This window comes from Pantoea anthophila, from assembly GCF_026104315.1.
Classification (GTDB): domain Bacteria; phylum Pseudomonadota; class Gammaproteobacteria; order Enterobacterales; family Enterobacteriaceae; genus Pantoea; species Pantoea anthophila.
Genome location: NZ_CP110471.1, coordinates 166,495 through 185,185, shown reverse-complemented (window position 1 = coordinate 185,185; position 18,691 = coordinate 166,495). Strand labels below are relative to the sequence as shown.

18 protein-coding genes, 1 pseudogene and 1 riboswitch are annotated in these 18,691 nt (G+C 52.4%); of the genes and pseudogenes, 11 read left to right on the top strand and 8 right to left on the bottom strand.

Going from position 1 to position 18,691, the window contains the following annotated elements; translation table 11 throughout:
• Positions 1 to 48: 48 nt before the first annotated feature.
• Entirely contained in the window at positions 49 to 1,527 is a 1,479-nt protein-coding gene (locus OJ965_RS00895) for a SulP family inorganic anion transporter (RefSeq protein ID WP_265135506.1), read from the bottom strand.
• Between the two features lie 521 nt (positions 1,528 to 2,048).
• Here OJ965_RS00895 and OJ965_RS00890 point away from each other — a divergent pair.
• Positions 2,049 to 3,332, top strand: a complete 1,284-nt coding sequence (locus OJ965_RS00890) for a DUF2254 domain-containing protein (protein WP_265135504.1) — start codon at positions 2,049 to 2,051, stop codon at positions 3,330 to 3,332.
• Positions 3,333 to 3,505: 173 nt separating this feature from the next.
• Here the strand turns inward: OJ965_RS00890 and OJ965_RS00885 are convergent, their stop codons facing one another.
• Positions 3,506 to 3,685 carry a con-10 family general stress protein gene (locus OJ965_RS00885; RefSeq protein WP_009092874.1) on the bottom strand — a complete coding sequence of 60 codons (180 nt, stop codon included), beginning with the start codon at positions 3,683 to 3,685 and terminating at the stop codon, positions 3,506 to 3,508.
• A 1,300-nt stretch (positions 3,686 to 4,985) separates the two neighbouring features.
• On the opposite strand from OJ965_RS00885, the gene OJ965_RS00880 reads away from it, so the two are divergent.
• The 5 genes from OJ965_RS00880 to OJ965_RS00860 all read left to right on the top strand — a co-directional run bounded on the left by OJ965_RS00880 (position 4,986) and on the right by OJ965_RS00860 (position 7,581).
• Positions 4,986 to 5,195, top strand: a complete 210-nt coding sequence (locus tag OJ965_RS00880) for a hypothetical protein (protein WP_265135502.1) — start codon at positions 4,986 to 4,988, stop codon at positions 5,193 to 5,195.
• A 51-nt stretch (positions 5,196 to 5,246) separates the two neighbouring features.
• Complete coding sequence (locus tag OJ965_RS00875; protein WP_071987830.1) at positions 5,247 to 5,540, top strand: hypothetical protein; 294 nt, start codon at positions 5,247 to 5,249, stop codon at positions 5,538 to 5,540.
• 132 nt (positions 5,541 to 5,672) lie between these two features.
• On the top strand, positions 5,673 to 5,960 hold the full coding sequence (locus tag OJ965_RS00870; protein ID WP_265135499.1) for a hypothetical protein: 288 nt from the start codon (positions 5,673 to 5,675) through the stop codon (positions 5,958 to 5,960).
• Positions 5,961 to 6,096: 136 nt separating this feature from the next.
• Positions 6,097 to 6,324 carry a hypothetical protein gene (locus OJ965_RS00865; RefSeq protein ID WP_265135497.1) on the top strand — a complete coding sequence of 76 codons (228 nt, stop codon included), beginning with the start codon at positions 6,097 to 6,099 and terminating at the stop codon, positions 6,322 to 6,324.
• Positions 6,325 to 6,684: 360 nt separating this feature from the next.
• On the top strand, positions 6,685 to 7,581 hold the full coding sequence (locus OJ965_RS00860) for a hypothetical protein (protein ID WP_265135495.1): 897 nt from the start codon (positions 6,685 to 6,687) through the stop codon (positions 7,579 to 7,581).
• A 209-nt stretch (positions 7,582 to 7,790) separates the two neighbouring features.
• Here the strand turns inward: OJ965_RS00860 and OJ965_RS00855 are convergent, their stop codons facing one another.
• Positions 7,791 to 9,848, bottom strand: coding sequence for a pyrroloquinoline quinone-dependent dehydrogenase (locus OJ965_RS00855; protein WP_374043615.1), 2,058 nt, complete (start codon positions 9,846 to 9,848; stop codon positions 7,791 to 7,793).
• A gap of 49 nt (positions 9,849 to 9,897) precedes the next feature.
• Positions 9,898 to 10,263: a hypothetical protein gene (locus OJ965_RS00850; protein ID WP_265135491.1), complete on the bottom strand. Its 366-nt coding sequence runs from the start codon at positions 10,261 to 10,263 to the stop codon at positions 9,898 to 9,900.
• 356 nt (positions 10,264 to 10,619) lie between these two features.
• Here OJ965_RS00850 and OJ965_RS00845 point away from each other — a divergent pair, with 356 nt between their 5' ends.
• Entirely contained in the window at positions 10,620 to 10,946 is a 327-nt protein-coding gene (locus tag OJ965_RS00845) for a four-helix bundle copper-binding protein (RefSeq protein ID WP_140029438.1), read from the top strand.
• 99 nt (positions 10,947 to 11,045) lie between these two features.
• Here the strand turns inward: OJ965_RS00845 and OJ965_RS00840 are convergent, their stop codons facing one another.
• Positions 11,046 to 11,816 carry an AraC family transcriptional regulator gene (locus OJ965_RS00840; RefSeq protein ID WP_265135488.1) on the bottom strand — a complete coding sequence of 257 codons (771 nt, stop codon included), beginning with the start codon at positions 11,814 to 11,816 and terminating at the stop codon, positions 11,046 to 11,048.
• A 99-nt stretch (positions 11,817 to 11,915) separates the two neighbouring features.
• Between OJ965_RS00840 and OJ965_RS00835 the strand changes: the two genes are divergently transcribed.
• On the top strand, positions 11,916 to 12,302 hold the full coding sequence (locus OJ965_RS00835) for a nuclear transport factor 2 family protein (protein ID WP_265135579.1): 387 nt from the start codon (positions 11,916 to 11,918) through the stop codon (positions 12,300 to 12,302).
• Between the two features lie 163 nt (positions 12,303 to 12,465).
• Here the strand turns inward: OJ965_RS00835 and OJ965_RS21315 are convergent.
• The 3 genes and pseudogenes from OJ965_RS21315 to umuC all read right to left on the bottom strand — a co-directional run.
• Positions 12,466 to 12,704: pseudogene (locus tag OJ965_RS21315) on the bottom strand (EamA/RhaT family transporter); the annotation flags it as partial.
• Positions 12,705 to 13,234: 530 nt separating this feature from the next.
• Positions 13,235 to 13,492 carry a hypothetical protein gene (locus OJ965_RS00830; RefSeq protein ID WP_419720123.1) on the bottom strand — a complete coding sequence of 86 codons (258 nt, stop codon included), beginning with the start codon at positions 13,490 to 13,492 and terminating at the stop codon, positions 13,235 to 13,237.
• An 854-nt stretch (positions 13,493 to 14,346) separates the two neighbouring features.
• Positions 14,347 to 15,372 (bottom strand): translesion error-prone DNA polymerase V subunit UmuC, encoded by a 1,026-nt coding sequence (gene umuC, locus OJ965_RS00825; RefSeq protein ID WP_265135483.1) that lies wholly within the window; start codon positions 15,370 to 15,372, stop codon positions 14,347 to 14,349.
• A gap of 254 nt (positions 15,373 to 15,626) precedes the next feature.
• Here umuC and OJ965_RS00820 point away from each other — a divergent pair, with 254 nt between their 5' ends.
• The 3 genes from OJ965_RS00820 to OJ965_RS00810 all read left to right on the top strand — a co-directional run bounded on the left by OJ965_RS00820 (position 15,627) and on the right by OJ965_RS00810 (position 18,534).
• Positions 15,627 to 16,625, top strand: coding sequence for a YncE family protein (locus tag OJ965_RS00820; protein WP_085016771.1), 999 nt, complete (start codon positions 15,627 to 15,629; stop codon positions 16,623 to 16,625).
• 152 nt (positions 16,626 to 16,777) lie between these two features.
• Complete coding sequence (locus OJ965_RS00815; RefSeq protein WP_085016770.1) at positions 16,778 to 17,938, top strand: TDT family transporter; 1,161 nt, start codon at positions 16,778 to 16,780, stop codon at positions 17,936 to 17,938.
• Complete coding sequence (locus tag OJ965_RS00810) at positions 17,935 to 18,534, top strand: uracil-DNA glycosylase family protein (RefSeq protein ID WP_085016769.1); 600 nt, start codon at positions 17,935 to 17,937, stop codon at positions 18,532 to 18,534. Before OJ965_RS00815 ends, OJ965_RS00810 begins: the two co-directional genes overlap by 4 nt.
• A 49-nt stretch (positions 18,535 to 18,583) precedes the next feature.
• Positions 18,584 to 18,653: riboswitch (Fluoride riboswitch) on the top strand.
• Positions 18,654 to 18,691 lie beyond the last annotated feature (38 nt).

Sequence of the window (18,691 nt, the reverse complement as noted above, 5' to 3'; positions counted from 1 at the left end):
ATGACACGGCTGGAAGCCGATCCTGTATCACCATAAATCATCAATGAATTAGTGGCCGCTCATCAGCTTTTTTACCTCTTCAGGTTTGTCATGCACGCCGAACCGGTCAACCAGCGTCCGGGTCGCGTCGTTCATTCCCCTGATGTCGACATCGGTGCCCTCACGGCGAAACTTAATCACAATGCGGTCCAGCGCATTGACTGCGGTGATATCCCAGAAATGGGCGTGCGTCACGTCGATCACCACGCGATCCAGCTTCTCGCGATAATCGAAATGGCGGGTAAACCGGTCAGCTGAGGCAAAGAAGAGTTGTCCGCTCACGGTATAGGTGCGGGTATTGCACTCTACGGCAGAGGAAACGGCCATAAAGTGGGCCACCTTAGTGGCAAAGTTCAGTGATGCAATCAGTACCCCGGTCAGCACGCCAAAGGCCAGATTATGGGTGGCGACCACCACGGCCACGGTCGCCAGCATCACAATGCTGCTTGAAAGCGGGTGGGTGCGCAGGTTCGCAAGGGATTGCCATGAAAAGGTGCCGATGGAAACCATAATCATCACCGCAACCAGCGCCGCCATGGGTATCTGCGACACCCAGTCGCGCAGAAATACCACCATCAACAGCAGCACCACGCCCGCCGTAAGCGTGGAAAGCCGTCCCCGCCCACCCGATTTAACATTGATTACCGACTGGCCAATCATGGCACAGCCCGCCATCCCGCCAATAAACGAAGTGCAGATATTGGCAATACCCTGTGCCTTGCACTCGCGGTTCTTATCGCTCGGTGTGTCGGTCATATCATCCACAATCGTGGCGGTCATCATGGATTCCAGCAGCCCTACCACGGCCAGCCCCGCCGAGTACGGCAGAATGATCAGCAGGGTCTCAAGGTTAAGCGGGATATCCGGAATGAGAAACACCGGCAGGCTGTCAGGCAGTTTGCCCATATCGCCCACCGTGCGAACGTCCAGGTGCAGCCAGACAGAGATAGCGGTCAGCACGATGATGCAGACCAGGGGGGAAGGAATCGTTTTATTCAGGTACGGGAAGAGATAAATAATGCCGAGTCCGGCAGCCGTGAGCGCATAGACGTGCCAGGTGACATGCTTCAGCTCCGGTAACTGCGCCATAAATATCAGTATCGCCAGTGCGTTCACGAAGCCGGTCACCACCGAGCGCGACACGTAGCGCATCAGGCTGCCGAGCTTGAGGTATCCGGCTATCAGCTGGAACACGCCGGTCAGCACAGAGGCCGCAAGCAGATATTGCAGTCCGTGGTCTTTAACCAGCGTGACCATCAGCAGTGCCATCGCACCGGTTGAGGAGGAGATCATCGCCGGGCGGCCACCAAAGAAGGCCATGACGATGGGAATACAGAAGGCGGAATAGAGGCCGACCTGGGGGTCGACACCAGCAATGATGGAAAAAGCGATCGCTTCCGGAATAAGCGCGAGCGCGACAACAATACCGGCAAGGACGTCACCACGGACGTTACCCAGCCAGTCCTTACGCGTCGAGGACAGCAGCATAATAATTTCTCAGATTTTGAATAAAGTCAGCCCGCAGGGGCAATAATTTTCAGATACGAAAAGATCCATCCGCAGACGGGATGTGCAGGGCGCGCAGCTGAGCGGGCTCAGTGCGACAGAGGAGGGGTAAGACTCAGGGTGGCGTAAGACGCATGATTTCAGGTTCTCCTTTACGGCTACAAAGTGCCTTCAGGACGGAAGTCATCCCGCGCAATGCTGTTCTGAACGCGGGCCGTGATATCTGATCAGAGCGAAAAGCTGAACAGACAGACCCGTTACTATAAACGAATGCCATGACCGATCAACCCCGCTTGCAACAGGTCAGCGCCTTTCCGCGCAGGGCGAGCGGGTGTCAATGCGCCAATCCGTGGCTATTCTTACCTTGCAACCAGCCAGCTCTGTAAATGAAGGTTTCTGCCCAAGCCGATGGTCAGGAAAGAGAGGTGACAGAGTGGCTTTATAAGGACAGCGGACGAAGGCCTGATGCGAAGCCGCGACGATAAACTGATTAAAAAGGTGACATGATGTCTAAAACGCGGTGGCTTCTTCTCCGGCTGACCCGACAGCTCTGGTTTCGCAGTTCATTATTCGCGCTGCTGGCGATTATCACTGCCCTTGTCGCTATCGCCATTAAACCCTTTATACCGGTTTCGGTATCAGGGATTGTGGGCAGTGACGCAGTCGATAAGATCCTGACGATACTCGCCTCAAGTATGCTGGCCGTCACCACTTTCTCGCTCAATATCGTGGTTACCGCTTATAACTCTGCCAGCAGCAGCGTGACGCCACGCGCTACGGTGCTGCTGCTTGAAGATGGCACGACGCAGAATGTGCTGGCGACCTTTATTGGCTCCTTTCTTTACAGCCTGGTGGGCATCATCGCCCTTGGCATGGGCGCCTATGGCACCCAGGGGCGGGTGATTCTCTTTTTTGTCACCCTGGTGGTCATTGCTACGATTGTCGTGACGCTGCTGCGCTGGATACAGCATCTGGCTCAGTTTGGCTGCATGTCTGACACATCACATCGCGTCGAAGAAGCCACCACGGCAGCCCTCCACGATCGCCTCCGGCAACCCTGTATGGGCTGCTCTGCCTGGAACGGTGTTCTGCCGGAGAATAGCGCCCCGCAGAGCATCTTTCATCCGCAGACCGGCTATCTGCAACATGTTGACCTGCAAAATCTTTCCGACTTCGCTCAGGAGAACGACTGTCATCTTTATCTTGCTGCTCAGCCGGGCACTTTTATTCATCATGGCGCCCCGCTGCTCTGGTGCGATCGGCCACTGGAGGAGGATGAGATGCAGAGAGTGTGTCATGCCTTCACCCTGGGTGAGCAGCGTTCCTTTGAACAGGACCCCCGCTTTGGGCTGTGTGTCCTGTCCGAAATCGCCTCACGCGCGCTATCTCCGGCGGTTAACGATCCGGGCACTGCGATCGATATTATCGGCCGGGCGGTCAGGTTGTTCACCCTGCCCGCCTCTGCAGACTCTGCCACCACGCACTACCCGCGGCTCTTTATGCAGCCCGCACAAATCTGCGACATGTTTGACGATATTTTCACCGGGATTGCGCGCGATGGTGCCGCACTGGTCGAAGTTCAGTTGCGCCTGCAGAAAGCGCTACACTCGCTGGCGGTGATTTCACCTCAACGTTATGCCGCAGAGGCGCAGCGCCATGCCCTGCTTGCGCTGACACGTGCCAGTCACGCGATGCATTGTGAGGCAGACAAAGAGGCAGTTAAACGTGCTTATGGCTGGCACTATTTAAACGGGACGGGAATAAGTGAAGAAGAGAGCCTGATATGAAACAATATCGGCTGGCAGAAAAAGGATTTAATAAACATTGCCAGTAACACTGCGGCAGCGCTTATTTATTGACAATGGTTTCGTAAATTAACCCTCATCTCTCAATGTATTAAAAATGAAAGCCCCGGCAGGAATGCCGGGGCCTGGGGCTAAATCAGCATTAACATCTCTGATTATTCAGACTTACGTCCGCCCCCGTGGCTATTCTGGCCACCTTTTTTGCCCGCTTCTGAAGCTTTTTCACGGTCATTGGCGAAGTTACCGCCACTGTTTTGCCCGCCTTTTTTACCCGCTTCAGATGCTTTCTCAGGGTTTTCTGCAAAATTACCTGAACCACCACGATGTTCGGCCATATTATCCTCCTGGATAACTTTTCTAAAAATAGATGGTAACCGGCATGATAAATATCGCCAGCCGTATTCGTGTTGCACTGTTTATTCTAGAGGGGGCAAGGATGTTTGCAAGCGGACCCGTTTAAACTCTGCGGGGAAAAAGCATAAGCGAGACGCACGCCAGGCGAAATAAGCCAGACGACAGGGATAAAAATTTTAAAATTAAAACAAATTCTTATGACACTGAGTTGAAAGTTATATTTTCCGCGCCGCGTTAATAAAATATTACCTTTGTTAAAATTTATAAAAACAGAGCACTGTGACGCTGTGCTGAAGCATGCTTGTTCAATCGAAAAGAGTTCAGGTGGGTTCTGACTCACTCATGCTGCAGAAAGAGTGGCAGATAAGCGTAACCGGGTCTGTAAAAGCCCGTATGATTTTACTCAGTTCCAGGTTCAGAAAAACACCAGGTGCAGTTTTTTAGCAGCCTGATGGATCTGCAGCGCGGCTTGGGGCGCCTGGCCATCCGCCGGAAACACACCTTAAGGATTCAGCCCTTTCAGTGGCTATCTCACAATAATTTACGCTGGCAAACAGTCTGTTTTAGTCAGAATCAGCAGGCGTTTTGACTCCTTTCTGATGTGCGATCCGCTTAACCCAGCTCCTCTGGATTCGTAGTGTATCTTCAGCGCGCCTGTTGAAGAGCCCTCCAGCCTCGCCGTGCCAGTTTGTCCTGAATGCAACAGATCTGCTCTTAAACAGTTTCTGCATTAATAATTAAATAATCAGAATTAAAGAGGTTACAACCTTCTGAAATGCAATTTTTCATTACCTATCCAATTTTTTAGATAAACATAAAATTAATGCTTAATAAAAATGTAATACGTTTCAGCCTGTAAAAGCTGTTACCGTGAACTGTATCTCACTTTCAGAGCTGGCCTGACAAAACAGCACCCGCCAGAAAGATACATTAAAGATCTAACAAACCTACCTGCTACTTTACACACAACAGTTAATCACCAGACACTTCTTATTACACCTGCATCCCTTCTCTTTTCATGCTTTTTTTAATTTACTTCAGGCAACCCCACGACGGTGTTATCAGCAACGTGTTTTTTACTCATGTATTTCTTAATTTAAGGATGGACTATGAGACTCAATAAAATCACTTTTGCGTTAGGAGTTTTGCTAATTATGTCATCCCGGCTATCAGTCGCAGCGCTGTTGGACAGTGAGGCTGTTAAATCCGACTCTGCGAAGCCCTATGTGTTAATCGGCGATGCGAATGGCGCTGCAGGTGCTGCAGGAGGTAATGGGGGGAATGGTGGGAATGATAATTCACCGGGAGCGCCAGGCGGGGATGGCGGCAATGGCGGTAATGGTGGTAATGCCGATAGTGGGAATGGCAGCAGCAATGGTAATGACAGTGGAGATAATAACGGTACCGGTAATGGTGACGGAAGCGATAATGGCGGCGGAGATGGCGGAGGAGATAATGGTGGTGATGGTGGTTCATAACAGGCTGCTTTAATTTTAATACGCGGCGAATGATTTCTCCGCGTTTAATTTATGGAGATATAAAATGAAAGTTCGCTCATTAACCATCAATATAGTTATCCTTTCAACTATTTTAGTCAGTGCTTTGAATGCTCAGGCCTCAAACAGGCATCATCATAAACATAATGACTGCTCATATCTGAATGGGAAAGATGGCGGCACGACGAAAAGCGGTGACGCTAATGGTGAGAATGGCAGGCAAGGTGTGTCGGGAACCCCATGCATCAATGGCGGCAATGGCGGTAATGGCGGTAACACGCCTGATGGAAACGCAAATGGCGGAAACGGTGCGCCCGGAGCTAATGGAGCTAATGGATGAATAACAAAATAAATACATTTTTCTCGTTAAGCCTGTTTAGCGTAGTAATTCTCAACTCAATGACCAATGCCTGGGCAAACAAGGAGAAAAAAATTGTAATACCGGCTTCTCATTTGTTTCATCTGACAGCTGATGGCGGCAATGGTGGTGATGGCGGAAGTGGCTCAGCCGGGGGCAATGGCGGGAATGGTGGAAATGGCGGGAGTGGGCCTGATGGTGGCAATGGGGGCAACGGCGGGAATGGTGGAAATGGTAATAGTGCTGATTCACCCGGCGGGAACGGAGGTGAAGGCGCGGCCGGGGGAAATGGCGCTGATGGTGGAGATGGAGGTGATGGGGGCAGTAATAATTCACCTGGCGGAAATGGCGGTGACGGTGGAGATGGCGGGGATGGGGGAAACACTTAATCAGATAATGTAACAAATTCATTTAAGGAGAGTCTGAATGCAATATTTTAGTTTGCGCGTCTTTTTAAAGTCATCAGTCATAATAACTCTCATAACACTTCGGGTATTAATTTTTTGCACACCTTCTATTCTGTTACCGGCATTAACTTTTGCCATTAGCTTTAATGCTACCGCAGACGATGGAGATGGAGGTGATGGAGGTGATGGCTCCGGCAATGGTGACGGCGGTAACGGCGGAAATGCCGGAGCCGGGTCTGATGGAAACGGAGGTAATGGGGGGAGTGGTGGCGAAGATGGAGGTAACGGTGGAAATGGCGGTAATGGTGATGGTTCAGGTAACGGTGGAAATGGAGGTGATGCGGGCCCCGGGGGGTTAGGTGGTCAGGGTGGTCAGGGTGGTACCAATGGAGGTCACGATGGTTCTCCGGGGATGAGCGGTGCCAGAGCGTCTAAGTAGACAGACTTTTCGTAATGAATCTCTTTCAGTCAGGTTGATGTAATTCAGGTATTAAAACCTGATATCGCTCTGGCTGAACGTCTGACTTTTCACAAGGTCCGCTTTGTACCAGAAGCGGCCTCTTCGCTTAAATCTGTAAAGAACAGAGCGTTTGCTTTTTTGACTGGAGACCTTAAATGAATCATTTCATCTTAAGTTTTATGTCGCTCTGTCGTTACTTAAAAAAACCATCGATATTTATCACGGACTGAGTGTTGTTCAGGATGGAGAGGCATTGGCAATGAACATCAATACGTTAAACAATATTTACAGGCAGAATCCATCTGTATCAGTTAAAACCCCTGAAAGCTCCAGCCTCTACCCTGCCAGCGAGAGCAACGCTACAGTCGTGCAGCCTGTCTCGTCAGGCCAGTCTACGATAAGTGGACGAGGACTGATGATGTCTCGTCTGTTTGGTAAGGTAAGCACCTTACCTGAAATGCAGACTCAGCTTACCAAAAATAACCAGGGGATGGATGCCTCTGTTTTTCTGACGAAGAGCGATTTGGGCGCACTTTCACATCTCTATGATCAGGCACAGACACAGGGAGCTGACTTACGATATGTTGATGATATAGCACGAGATTTAGGTAATTACCGTAAGTTCGGAAGCGTGTCAGGTAGTTATAATACAGGGAATAGTCACGATACGACTGGTCGGGTTCAGACGGTATCATTTACAGATAAAGATGCTGCAACAGCATCCCGTATTCTGAGCGGTGATAACTTTGCAAACTCTGGCCTCGACCCTGCTTTTATCAGATATGAACTCGACCCTGGGTATTCTTTCAGTCATACCGCGAGTTTTGACTATCTGGAATCCATCATGAAAACTACCGGTTCTGATGCGACATCGAAAAGCCAATTCATGGCATCTCCGTTCGCAACTTATGTAAGTCAGGGACAGAATAACTACATAATAAAAACGGCCAGCGAAGCCACACTGAAAATTGAAGAACCTGATGTCATCAGCAAAGATGGTGTATTTACTGTCACCGAAGCCGGCAAGAAGCATGGATTCAGATTAGAAGGCAATGATGTCATACAGGATAAAAACACAGGCATAAATGACACTCAGTATGGAAAGCGCAGGGACAAAACGTTAATGGACTACTTCCTGAACCTGAAGAATACATAAGATATTAATCCTGAAAATTCAGAAGCCAGAACTGTTTGATCTGCTTAGTCAGTAACTTTTATCAATAACGCCTTTCAGTTCTATCTGCAGTCGACGGCTCTCAGACTGGGCATGAGATTGCTTTTAGAAGAATGATCATTTGCTCAGAATCACAAAGAAAATGGGGCCCCAGAGGCCCCATACATTCTCCACGGAATCTTCAGCAACCGCTATTCAGGTAAAGCGTAAACCACCACCTGGTCGCCCACCTGATCCTTGAGGATGGTATTACCGCCGGCGACAAACGCCACGTACTGGCGGCCTTTATACTCATAGACCGAGGGATTGGCTACCGCAGGGGCTTCTGCCTGATCGGACCACAGCTCCTCGCCACTCTCCACGGAATAGGCGCGAACCTTAGCATCCATTGACGCACCAATAAATATCACGCCGCCCGCAGTGACTGCCGGGCCGCCGATGGTCGGTGAGCCCCAGCTTTCTGGCATAAAGAAGCCATACTGCTGAGATGCGCCAACAGGACGACGCCATTTGACGTCACCGGTGTGCATATCAATCGCCACGATTTCACCAAAGGGTGGCTGCCAGCACGGCATGCCCAGCCAGTTATTGGCAACCATGAGACGCATGCCGTAAGGCGCGCCTTCCTGTGGTGCAAAACCACTCTCATTGCCCGCGCCATTATCCGCTTTTTCATAATCTTCGCGGCTGTAGAGCTTAACGTACTGCACGATATGGGAGGTATTAACGATCGCGATCTGCTTTTGAGGATCGAACGCGACGCCGCCCCACTGCACGCCACCCGCACTGTCCGGATACGTCAGTGTGCCTTCGCCTTTGGTGACAGGCGGCGTGTACATGCCTTCGTAGGTCAGCTTATCCCACAGCCTTGAACACTGACCTGCCCCCACCATATCCGCCAGTTTCCAGATCGCTGGCTTTTTCGACTGGTCAAGCAGCGGTGCAGGTTTCGTCGGGAATGGCTGCGTGGGTGAAAGAACTTCACCCTGAACTGAGCCATCCCCCTGCGGCACAGGTCGCTCTTCAATCGGCCAGACATCCTCACCGGTCAGCCGATTCACTACAAACAAAAAGCCCTGCTTGGTTGCCTGAATCAGTGCCGGGATCGGTTTGCCATTGACCGTGATATCCATCAGTGTCGGCGCCGAGTTGATGTCGTAGTCCCACACATCGTGGTGCACCCACTGACGGGACCAGACGACTTTACCAGTGTTCACATCCAGTGCAGTGGTTGAGGTAGCCAGTGGGATAGGTGCAGTGCGATTACCTCCCCAGTAGTTGGGAGACGGCGATGAGACCGGCAGATACACCAGTCCATGCGCCTCATCAGCTGACATATGTGTCCAGACGTTAGCCGTACCGGTCCGTTTGCGGACCGCTTCCGGAATAGCGTCAAAGGTCCATTCGCGTTTGCCGGTCTGCGCATTGACAGCGAAAACCGTGCCCGGAGGCGCTTCAGCATAGGCCCAGTCCTTGCCCGCCCAGCCAATCAGCAGGCGGTTACCCACGACCGTTGGCGGCTGCAGAACTGAAAGCGGGTATTTGGCGTTAATCGTGTTCCACTGATTCAGATCGAGAACACCCTTATCAGCAAAGTCGCTGCATGGCTTACCGGAATCGGCATCCAGCGCAAAGAGCTTGCCATCAACCGTACCCATGTAGACGATTTTCTGACACGCCTGTCCGGCGACGGGGGTTTTTGCCTGCCAGTAAGAGACGCCCCGGTTTTTCAGAACGGGCTGGGTCAGGGCTTTACGCGGGGATTTGGTGTCGTAGTGCCATTTCTCTTTGCCCGTACCGGGATCGAGGGCAATCAGGCGATCGAAAGGCGTACCGATATACAGGGTCTGATTGGCAAAAATAGGGGTGGCTGACCAGACGGTCGCGGGCGTGTCACCCTTGCCGTCCGAGACATCACCGGTATGAAATTCCCAGATCTTCTTTAACTGGCTGACGTTGTCGGTATTGATCTGCTTCAGCGGGCTGTATTTCTGCGCGTTAAGCTGACCATGAAAGCTGTCCCAGGTCGCACCCGATGGCACCAGAGAAGTCGGCGGATTGTCTGCCGTTGCGACCTTATCTCCATCACGCTTGCCGGTTGATGCATCGTCTGTGGTGTTAGTGGTACCGGGAGATTGGTGATCAGCCGCATCCGGACTGACCTTCTCCCGCGCGCCCATAGAGGCCTCCGCAGCTTTATCCTGCGCATGGAGTGCCAGTGGGGTAAGCAGCAGCGCCAGCGCCGTCATGCCGACTTTCATTACCGGAGTCGTTTTATTGTTCTTCACGAAGGTTTCCTCAGGCTTTAACGCGATGGTCAGGACGGGCGGGGTTTCTGCAGAGCGTAATCAGACCAATAAGGCCTGCAACCATCGCTGCCGTAATGATGTACTGATGCAGCAAGGCGGCGGCGAAAGCAGTACCGAATAACACGACCAGGGTCAGAACAATTAATGTCGCACGTGCACCGCGACCGGATGCACTACGCAGAATAAATGTCAGTATCGCCAGAATGACGCTGGCGATAGCCACACCTAACGCGCCGATTGTACCGGTCACACCGGTCAGTGGCGTCAGCCACGCATACAAAGCCACCGCGAAACCGATCGCTGCCGCGATCAGCAGCAGTAAGCCGCCCAGACGTGAAGATTGAGGTTGCAACATAACAGGAAGTCCCTTGGTGTTTGATTAATCATTAAATATGGCGCACTGGCAGGTTTATGCGGCTGTTTTTAGCCGGAAAATGATAAAAAACCTGCCATCTGTAGCAGAATGGATACCCAACGTATTCAGATCACAGGACAAGGCGTGAACTTCCTCAGGGAAACTGCGCACCTCTGGCATGGAAGGAAAACGGAATTCCGCAAGCCGGGATGTGCTGCGGGCAAAAAGTATTTTTGAATAGAAGAGGCGATGTTATGAAGTGTGTGAAACCCCGGAAAGGTTATTAACTCATTCCAGAATTGCATAATCAGTTATCTCATCCATGCTTAATCTGTAACTTTAGCTGAGGAGATATCATGTCAGACGAATATAAAAAATGCATCGAATCCTGTTACCTGTGCGCAGCTGCATGTGATAACTGCGCGGCTTCATGTCTCGAAGAAGAGAATCTTGAAATGATGCGTGAATGCATAAAGCTGGATATGCAATGTGCAAATATCTGCCGTCTCGCAGCTCAATTCATGACACTAAATAGCGACTCAGCACAGGCGCTCTGCCGTCTTTGCGCTGACGTTTGTCAGAAGTGCGGCGATGAATGTGGAAAGCATGAACATGACCATTGTCAGGAGTGCTCCAGAGCTTGTCATCACTGTGCTGAACAATGCAGAAAGATGGCAGCCTGAGAATGAATTAAATTTGCTAAACCCGCTTCGGCGGGTTTTTTATTCCTGGTGGTAAGCCCGCTTGTGCCAGAAACGGACGCTTAATGCAGGCCTGGATATTTAAACTTTAAACCGCGCAGGCGTCGTACCAAATACTCTGCGAAACAGGGCGATGAAAGCACTCACATTGTTGTACCCAAGTTCCAGGGCAATTGTCGTCACTTGCTTGCCTGAAGCCAAAAGCTCAAGAGCCTTGAGTAGCCGTATGCGTTGTCGCCATTCATTAAAGGTAAAACCAGTTTCAGCGTTAAACCGACGAGACAGTGTGCGCGAAGATATTCCTGCCCAGACCGCCCATTCCTTAAGTCCGCGATCGTCGTTCGGGTTGTCAGATAGTGCCTGAGCAATTCTGACGAGCCGGACATCCTGCGGCATGGGCAGCCCAAGATCGACTTCAGGAAGGGAGCCTATTTCATCCAGAATAACGCCAGCTAAACGTTTTTGAGGCGCATTTAACTCTGCATTTTCCCATGAGGCAGCCCGTGTTATTGCCTCACGCAACAGATTTGTAATTGAGAGAACAACAGGTTTATCAGTTAGTTCACTGCATACGGTGGCAGACACATAGATACTCCAGCCTGAATAAGGGCCGTGCGAGCGTAGTCCATGCGAAACATCTGGAGGTATCCATACGGCATGCGTTGCCGGTACGACCCACCGATAATTTCCGGCATCGACCGTAAGCAGCCCATCCTCAGCTCCGAGTAATTGTCCACAGGAGTGATGGTGGCGAGCCGTTTCCCTTATTGCATCAGACTGGCTGACTGTGACAATCAATGGGGGGCCATCTGGAGCTAAAGTCCGGGTGAACGAAATCAATGGTTCAGTCATATTGGCGCGTCTGAGGTATTTGATGTCTTTTATACCGTACCGAAGCCATCGAGTCGATTGTAGAGTACGCCTGACTTTTACTGAGGGCAGACCATGAAAATGATTTCTATTACTGACGTACTGGATGAGATTCTTAACCAACAGCAGATGCCACTCGATGTGATAATTAATCGCTATTTTAGTCCCGGTTATCGGCAGCGTACTGATAACGCGTGGGAGGACTTAGATGGATTTAATCAACATGCACGTAAACTTCGCGAGATCATTGCTTCCGGCATAATTGAGATGCACGACGAGTTACGGGATGGAAATCGCTATGCTTCAAGGCATCGTGTTTTGTGTTTTAAGCGTGATGGTGAAGAGGCTGATATGGAAGTGTATATGTTCGCTGAAACAGATGATTCTGGAAGATTTATTCGTATCGAAGAAGCCACACTTATGATTAAAGGTCTGGAAAGTGACCGAGACTTAGGAAGCGCCAGATAATCAGGTTTTTATATCTGCTGTTCGCTCACAGGCGGCAACCCGAATCACATCTCCTGACCCGATTGAGATTGAACATGACAACATCATCCTGCAATAAAAGCCACATTCCTGGCCAGAAGAGGTCATTTGCAGCGCCCAAAAAGACAGAGGAAGTGGTTGTGGCCTGATATGCAAATCTGCGCGAGCAGATTACACACAGGATGATACCCAGCATTATCATAATCATCACCGGGCCTACCGTTTCAGACAGCAGCGTTGCCGAAATTGCGAGACCCAGGAACGGCTGCAGCAACTGTAACTGTCCTTAGGAGGCGATGCCGCCAGCGGCCAGCCCTCTGGCCATGTCTCAATAGAGGCACTCAACATCAGCGGCAGCGAAATAAGCATTGCCCGGCAGATCACCGGTTACTGAGACAGAACCCGCCTGACACATAGCAAACCCCTCTACCAGAAGGCTACCGGGTACAGAGAAAATTCAGAAAGTCAGTCTGGTCTTTTGCCTGCCCCCGCTCAGCTGAGCCTGTGCGATCTTCTGCCTGTCATAAATGGCAACCTGCCTGGGCACTTCAAACTCATAAACGCGAAGTCGCCCAGCATCAGCTGGGTAATGGACGTATCAATACCCTGTGCGAACCGGCTGACATGGTGCAGAAGTGTCATATTCATGTGCCTTTGTCAGAAGTATCTGTGCCCGAAAAAGCAGAAAGACAGCAACACAAGGAAAGTTGGGGCCTGGAAAAATAACAGGATTAACTGATAACAAGGTAGCGGGAAGTATTTGTTCGTATGCGCGGCTATTCGTTTTAGTCAGTTATTGAAGATAGTGTCACATCAAACGGGCCAGCAAGAGATTGGGATTGATCTTTCATCATCAATCAAATCAGCAAGCTGACCCTATATATTAATGATAATGAACTGCCGGAAAAGATGGTTTATGCAGCATGACTGCTACGCCATTCATCAACCATTTCTTTCGTCACTTCCTTTTTATAGCAAATGGGTGCATATCCGCCCTGCTTACTCCAGGCACTGCGCCTGCCGCAGCTGCTGCCATTGCGTGCAGAGTTGAACGGGCATGCACATACACCCGGATAAGCCGAAATGGAGTCTTCAATTATGAGCTGGCGAATCTGATCGTCAGTTTTCTTCGATGCTTTCGCCTCAGAAAGACCAGCCCAGAACATACTCATAACAATAGCCAGAGAAATAACCGTTTTGTTTTTTATCATAATCCCCTCCAGAAGTGAGAGGAACACATTAGCGCGACAGGACAGGTTCCAATCGAGCAAAAAAGACACAATACACCACCTATTCAATTCGCCTCAATTATTCCAGAAATACCGAAATAATTCTGTACTGGCTTACCACTTAGGCTTATTTTCTAATTAAAACAGATGATTATAAGGTGGCCACAACGATGAAAGATGGTTTATTGCCCTGAATTTATTCGGCGCAGCTGACTGACTATCAGTAACTCCCAGGTGGCATTCACCGAGACGCATAAATCAAGAGCTGCACCAACAGCTTACTGAGCCTGCAAGCCTTAATGTCTTCAAAGATCAGCGGGCTTCGTCCTGCAGCCGGTGGCGATAATGTTTCAGGACAACGTGTGTCACGATCTGTCCGTAAATAAAGCCGCCCAGCCCGCCACATATTACGGCGCCGGTTAGGCCGCCAAAGTAGGCTCCCGCGCCACCGAGGGCCCCGCTCCCGAAAAGATAGGTCTTTTAGTTCGGGAATACTCTTTTGGGTCCAGTAGATTTTCACGATAGTGTCCTTGTTATGATTGCCAGGCGAAGAAAAACATAATGTGCTGGCCCAGAAAAGGTTTATCCGCCCGGCGCTTTTCGATCATCGCGGAAGCTGGCCTGACGTCAGTCCGCTTTGTGCCAGAAGCAAACGTTGAAGCCGTAATATCATTTTTGCAACATTGCAGGTATGAGGCATTTGTATTTTCTGGCAGCCTTCGGATAAGGCTATTCTTCCCTGAACATCTTTAATCCGGAGAGGTTCTCGCGATCTGCCTTCGCATCATCAGGTGAAATTATTTTATTCCCGGAATATCTTTCAGCCGCGTTGTATAGCGTGGCGACAACCTTTCGCGCTTCATCTGCCATGAGCTGTCGCGCGCTCCCTGCCCCGCAAACCAGACCTTTCCTTTCCCTGAACGATTAATGTTGTCCAGTGCCGCCATTAAAGCATCTGCGTTTGCACGGGGCTGCTGCTCACTGAACAGGTCAAACTGCGTCATGCCGGACGGGTAAAAATCTCCCAACATCACCCCAGCTTTGGCATAGCGGAAGCCCTCCCGCCAGATAGTTCCAAGACCGCGAAGCGCTGATTCTATAATGTCCCGCGTATCACTGGTCGGATAATCGCACATGCAGGATGCCGTGTTGGAATATCGCGGCTCATCGCCATGTCTGCCGGTGGCAACTGAGACACTGATATGCCTGCATCGTGAATTCTGCTCCCTGAGCTTTTCTGCCGCACGCGTGGCATACAGCACGATTGCCTGCTGCATGTCTTCCAGTTTTGTGACTCTTTCACCAAAAGACCGCGAGTTCAGTATGTGCTCTTTTGGCGGCGGTGCATCCTCAAGCGCGATGCAGGACTCACCATTCAGCTCACGGGTGATACGCTCAACGATGACGTCAAAATTTTTCCGTATCATGCTGATGTTGCTGTCTGCCAGCTGCAGAGCCGTTGTTATTCCCAGCTGATTCATGCGTTTGCTGATGCGCTGACCAATACCCCAGATATCGCTGACGTCGGTCAGATGCAGGAGCTTTCGCTGCCGGTGTCTGTCGGACAGGTCCACGACGCCGTTAGTCTGTGTCCATTTCTTTGCCGCATGGTTGGCCAGTTTCGCCAGCGTTTTCGTCGGCGCAAACCCCACGCCAATGATGAGTCCCGTTTCCCTGCGGATACGCTCGCGCATCTGCTGTCCGAAGGTCTCAAGCGGGATAAGGCTGTTAATCCCTGTAACGTCCAGAAAACACTCGTCAATTGAGTAAACTTCCTGCCCTGCAGCCATCTCCCCCAGTATCGCCATCATGCGTGCCGACATGTCGCCATTTATGTGGAATGCAATTTAAACAAAAAAAATGAGCAACTATTCCTCATGGACTGAAATCCAGAGCCCCACTTATTCAGCCTTAAATTGCTGCAGTTTACCTCCGCTCAGAGCATAAAGAAGTGAACTGGTAAGACATAGCCGGAAAATCGATTTCCCTGAGAGGGGGTTATCTGCCACGCTTCTTCTGAAGCCCTTAAGCGGGCAATGAGTCTTATCCCTTACCACCCCCTATGCAGGAAAAAATGATGATAAAAAAATACAGGATCCCGGGACTGACCGCGGTGGCGCTTCTTCTCATCAGCACCCTCGCCGGTGCCGCAGAGGCGCGCTGGACGTTTGACGGCGATATCCACAACAATTCTCTTGCTGTCAGTCCCGATGAAAAAACGGCGGTGGCCTCCTACAGTGAGCGCCCTGACGTGGTGGTTTACGACCTGGTTAACGGCAAAGTCAGAAAGGTGCTGAAGGGATACGTCACGCCCCGCAATGCGCTTTTCTCCCCCGACGGGAAGGCTGTATATCTTTCAGACAGCAGCCTCGGCGTGGTCAGAAAAATCAGCACCGGGACGCTTGACGTGGAGACCACGCTGCCGCTGGGGGCCGGGGCATTCGGTACAGCCATCAGCCGTGACGGTCAGCGTCTGTATGTGAATAACGAAGCCGCCAGCACACTCTCGGTGTATGACCTGACCCACAACCGGCCCGTTTCGGTTGTGACGGGTTTTGCTCAGCCCCGTCAGGGCATCAAAATCAGCCCGGACGGCAAAACCGTCTACGTCACCAACTTTAAGGGCGATAAAATCACCCTCGTTGACGCCGTAACGGGTGAGATTCGCGGCGAGATAACCGGCTTCAGCAAGCTGCGCGCCATTTCTGTCAGCGCCGACGGCCGCACGCTTTACGCGGCTAACAGCGGGAGCAACACCATCGCAGTGGTTGACACGCAGAAGCGCGCCATTACGGCAACCATTCCCGTGGGGCAGGACCCTTACGGTGCCGCCCTGACACCGGATAACCGCTATGTTTACAGCGGCAACCTGGGTGACAACAGCCTCTCCGTTATTGATACCGCCGCCGGTAAGGTGGTCGCCACTGTTACCGGACTGGATGCGCCCCGTCAGGCCATCGTTTTCAGTAAAGACAGTGCCCGCGCGTGGGTGCTGAATAAAGACCTCAGTATTTCGGTGGTTGACCTGAAACAGAACCGCGTCACGGCCACGATTAAAAGCCCGCCGAAGGCCTGATTCAGTCCCTCCCTCACTCCGGTGCAGTAACAGTCTTTCGCAGGGTGAGGGAGGATAAACCACTTTTACAGATTTATTTTAGCTGAATAACCTGTTTTAAAGATTTACGTCTGCATGCCTATACTGTTTCTGTTTACACAGGAGATCCCGGCATGAACGATAAAATATTTACCCTGCATAACGGAGCACGCCCGCTGAGCGCGCTGAGCAGCCCGAAAGAGGCCATACGTCAGTTCACGCCAAACTGGTTCGCCGCCACCATGGGAACCGGTATCCTGTCGCTGTCTCTGGCGCAGTTCCCCTGGCCGGTTCCGGGATTGCGCCTCGTCGCGGAAGGGCTGTGGATGTTTAACATCCTGCTGTTCAGCGTTTTTGCCGTGATGTATCTGGCCCGCTGGGTCATGTACTTCGGTGAGGCAAAGCGCATCTTCGGCCATTCAACCGTGTCCATGTTCTTCGGCACCATCCCGATGGGCATGGCGACCATCATCAACGGCCTGCTGGCGTTCGGTCTTCCCCGGTGGGGCGCAGACGTCATTCCGGTGGCGCACGCCCTGTGGTGGCTGGACGTGGCGATGTCGCTGCTGTGCGGCGTGTGTATTCCTTACATGATGTTTACCCGGCAGCAGCACAGCATTGACCAGATGACGGCCGTCTGGTTACTGCCGGTTGTGGCTGCCGAGGTCGCAGCGGTCAGCGGCGGCCTGCTGGCGCCGCACATTGCCGACACCCACGCGCAGCTCGGCATCATTATTACCAGCTACGTGCTGTGGGCTTACTCCGTACCGGTGGCGCTGAGCATCCTTGCCATCCTGCTGCTGCGTATGGCCCTGCACAAGCTGCCGCACGAAAGCATGGCAGCCTCAAGCTGGCTGGCCCTGGGGCCGATTGGCACCGGTTCGCTCGGTATGCTGGTCATCGGCGGCGATGCGCCCGGGGTGTTTGCCGCGGCGGGCATGCCGGAAATCGCTCACATCGCGCAGGGCGTGGGGTTCGTTGCCGGCATTCTCTTCTGGGGCTGCGGCCTGTGGTGGATGCTGCTGGCCACGCTGATAACCGTGCGATACTTTCGTGAAGGCATTCCGTTCAACCTGGGATGGTGGGGCTTTACCTTCCCGCTGGGCGTGTACACCGTCGCCACGCTGAAGCTGTCCACCCTCGTTGACCTGGCGTTCTTTAAAGGCTTCGGCGCGCTTCTTGTCGTCATGCTGGCCGCCATGTGGCTGCTTGTCGCTGTGAAGACGGTGCGCGGGGCATGGAGCGGGAAACTCTTTGTTTCCCCCTGCCTGGCAGGCCTGGACCGGAAGTCGTGAGTGAAACCTGCACGTCGCTGCTGGACCCCTTTCTGCGCGAGGAGCGCCTCGCGGCGATTACCGCGCCGCACGTAGCCGCGCTGAATCGCTGGGTCAGCGGGCAGCGTCAGGCCGGCGTGGAACTGCCGTGGTTTGATCCGGCCGACGGCGGGACCGGGGCCGGACTGCTTGTCCTGCTGCAGTCGCCGGCGCGCAGCAGCCCGTCACCCCGGTTCGTTTCGCGAGATAACCCGGGGCCGGCCCAGCAGAATCTGGGGCGGTTTCTGGCGGAGGCCGGTATTGCGCGCCGGGACAGCGTGCTGTGGAATACGGTGCCCTGGGTCAGTGACGGGCCGCAGAAACGGCCCTCAGCGGCGGACATCCGCAGCGGCTGCGCCTGGCTTGAGGGCGTGCTGGCGTATCTGCCCGCGCTGCGCGTGGTGGTGCTGGCCGGTGCCGTAGCGGCGCAGGCCCGCGGGACGGTCAGCTGCCTTCGCCCCGGCGTCACGGTGCTGACTATGCCTCACCCCAGCCCGCTGTCGCTTTGCACAAGCCCGGCAGTGCCGGAAAACATCCGCCAGGTGCTCCGCGAGGCACGCACTGCGCTGGCGGGCTGAGAGCGCCGCCGGAATAATACTGACAGGTTTTGCAACCGGCTCTATACTCACAGTACAGGGTGATGGCGTTCCACCCTTCCCAACCGCTCCGTTCAGGAGCTGATGACGCCTGATGTGACTCTTGATTTTCAGGAGGTGCGTCAGGCCGTCCTTACTT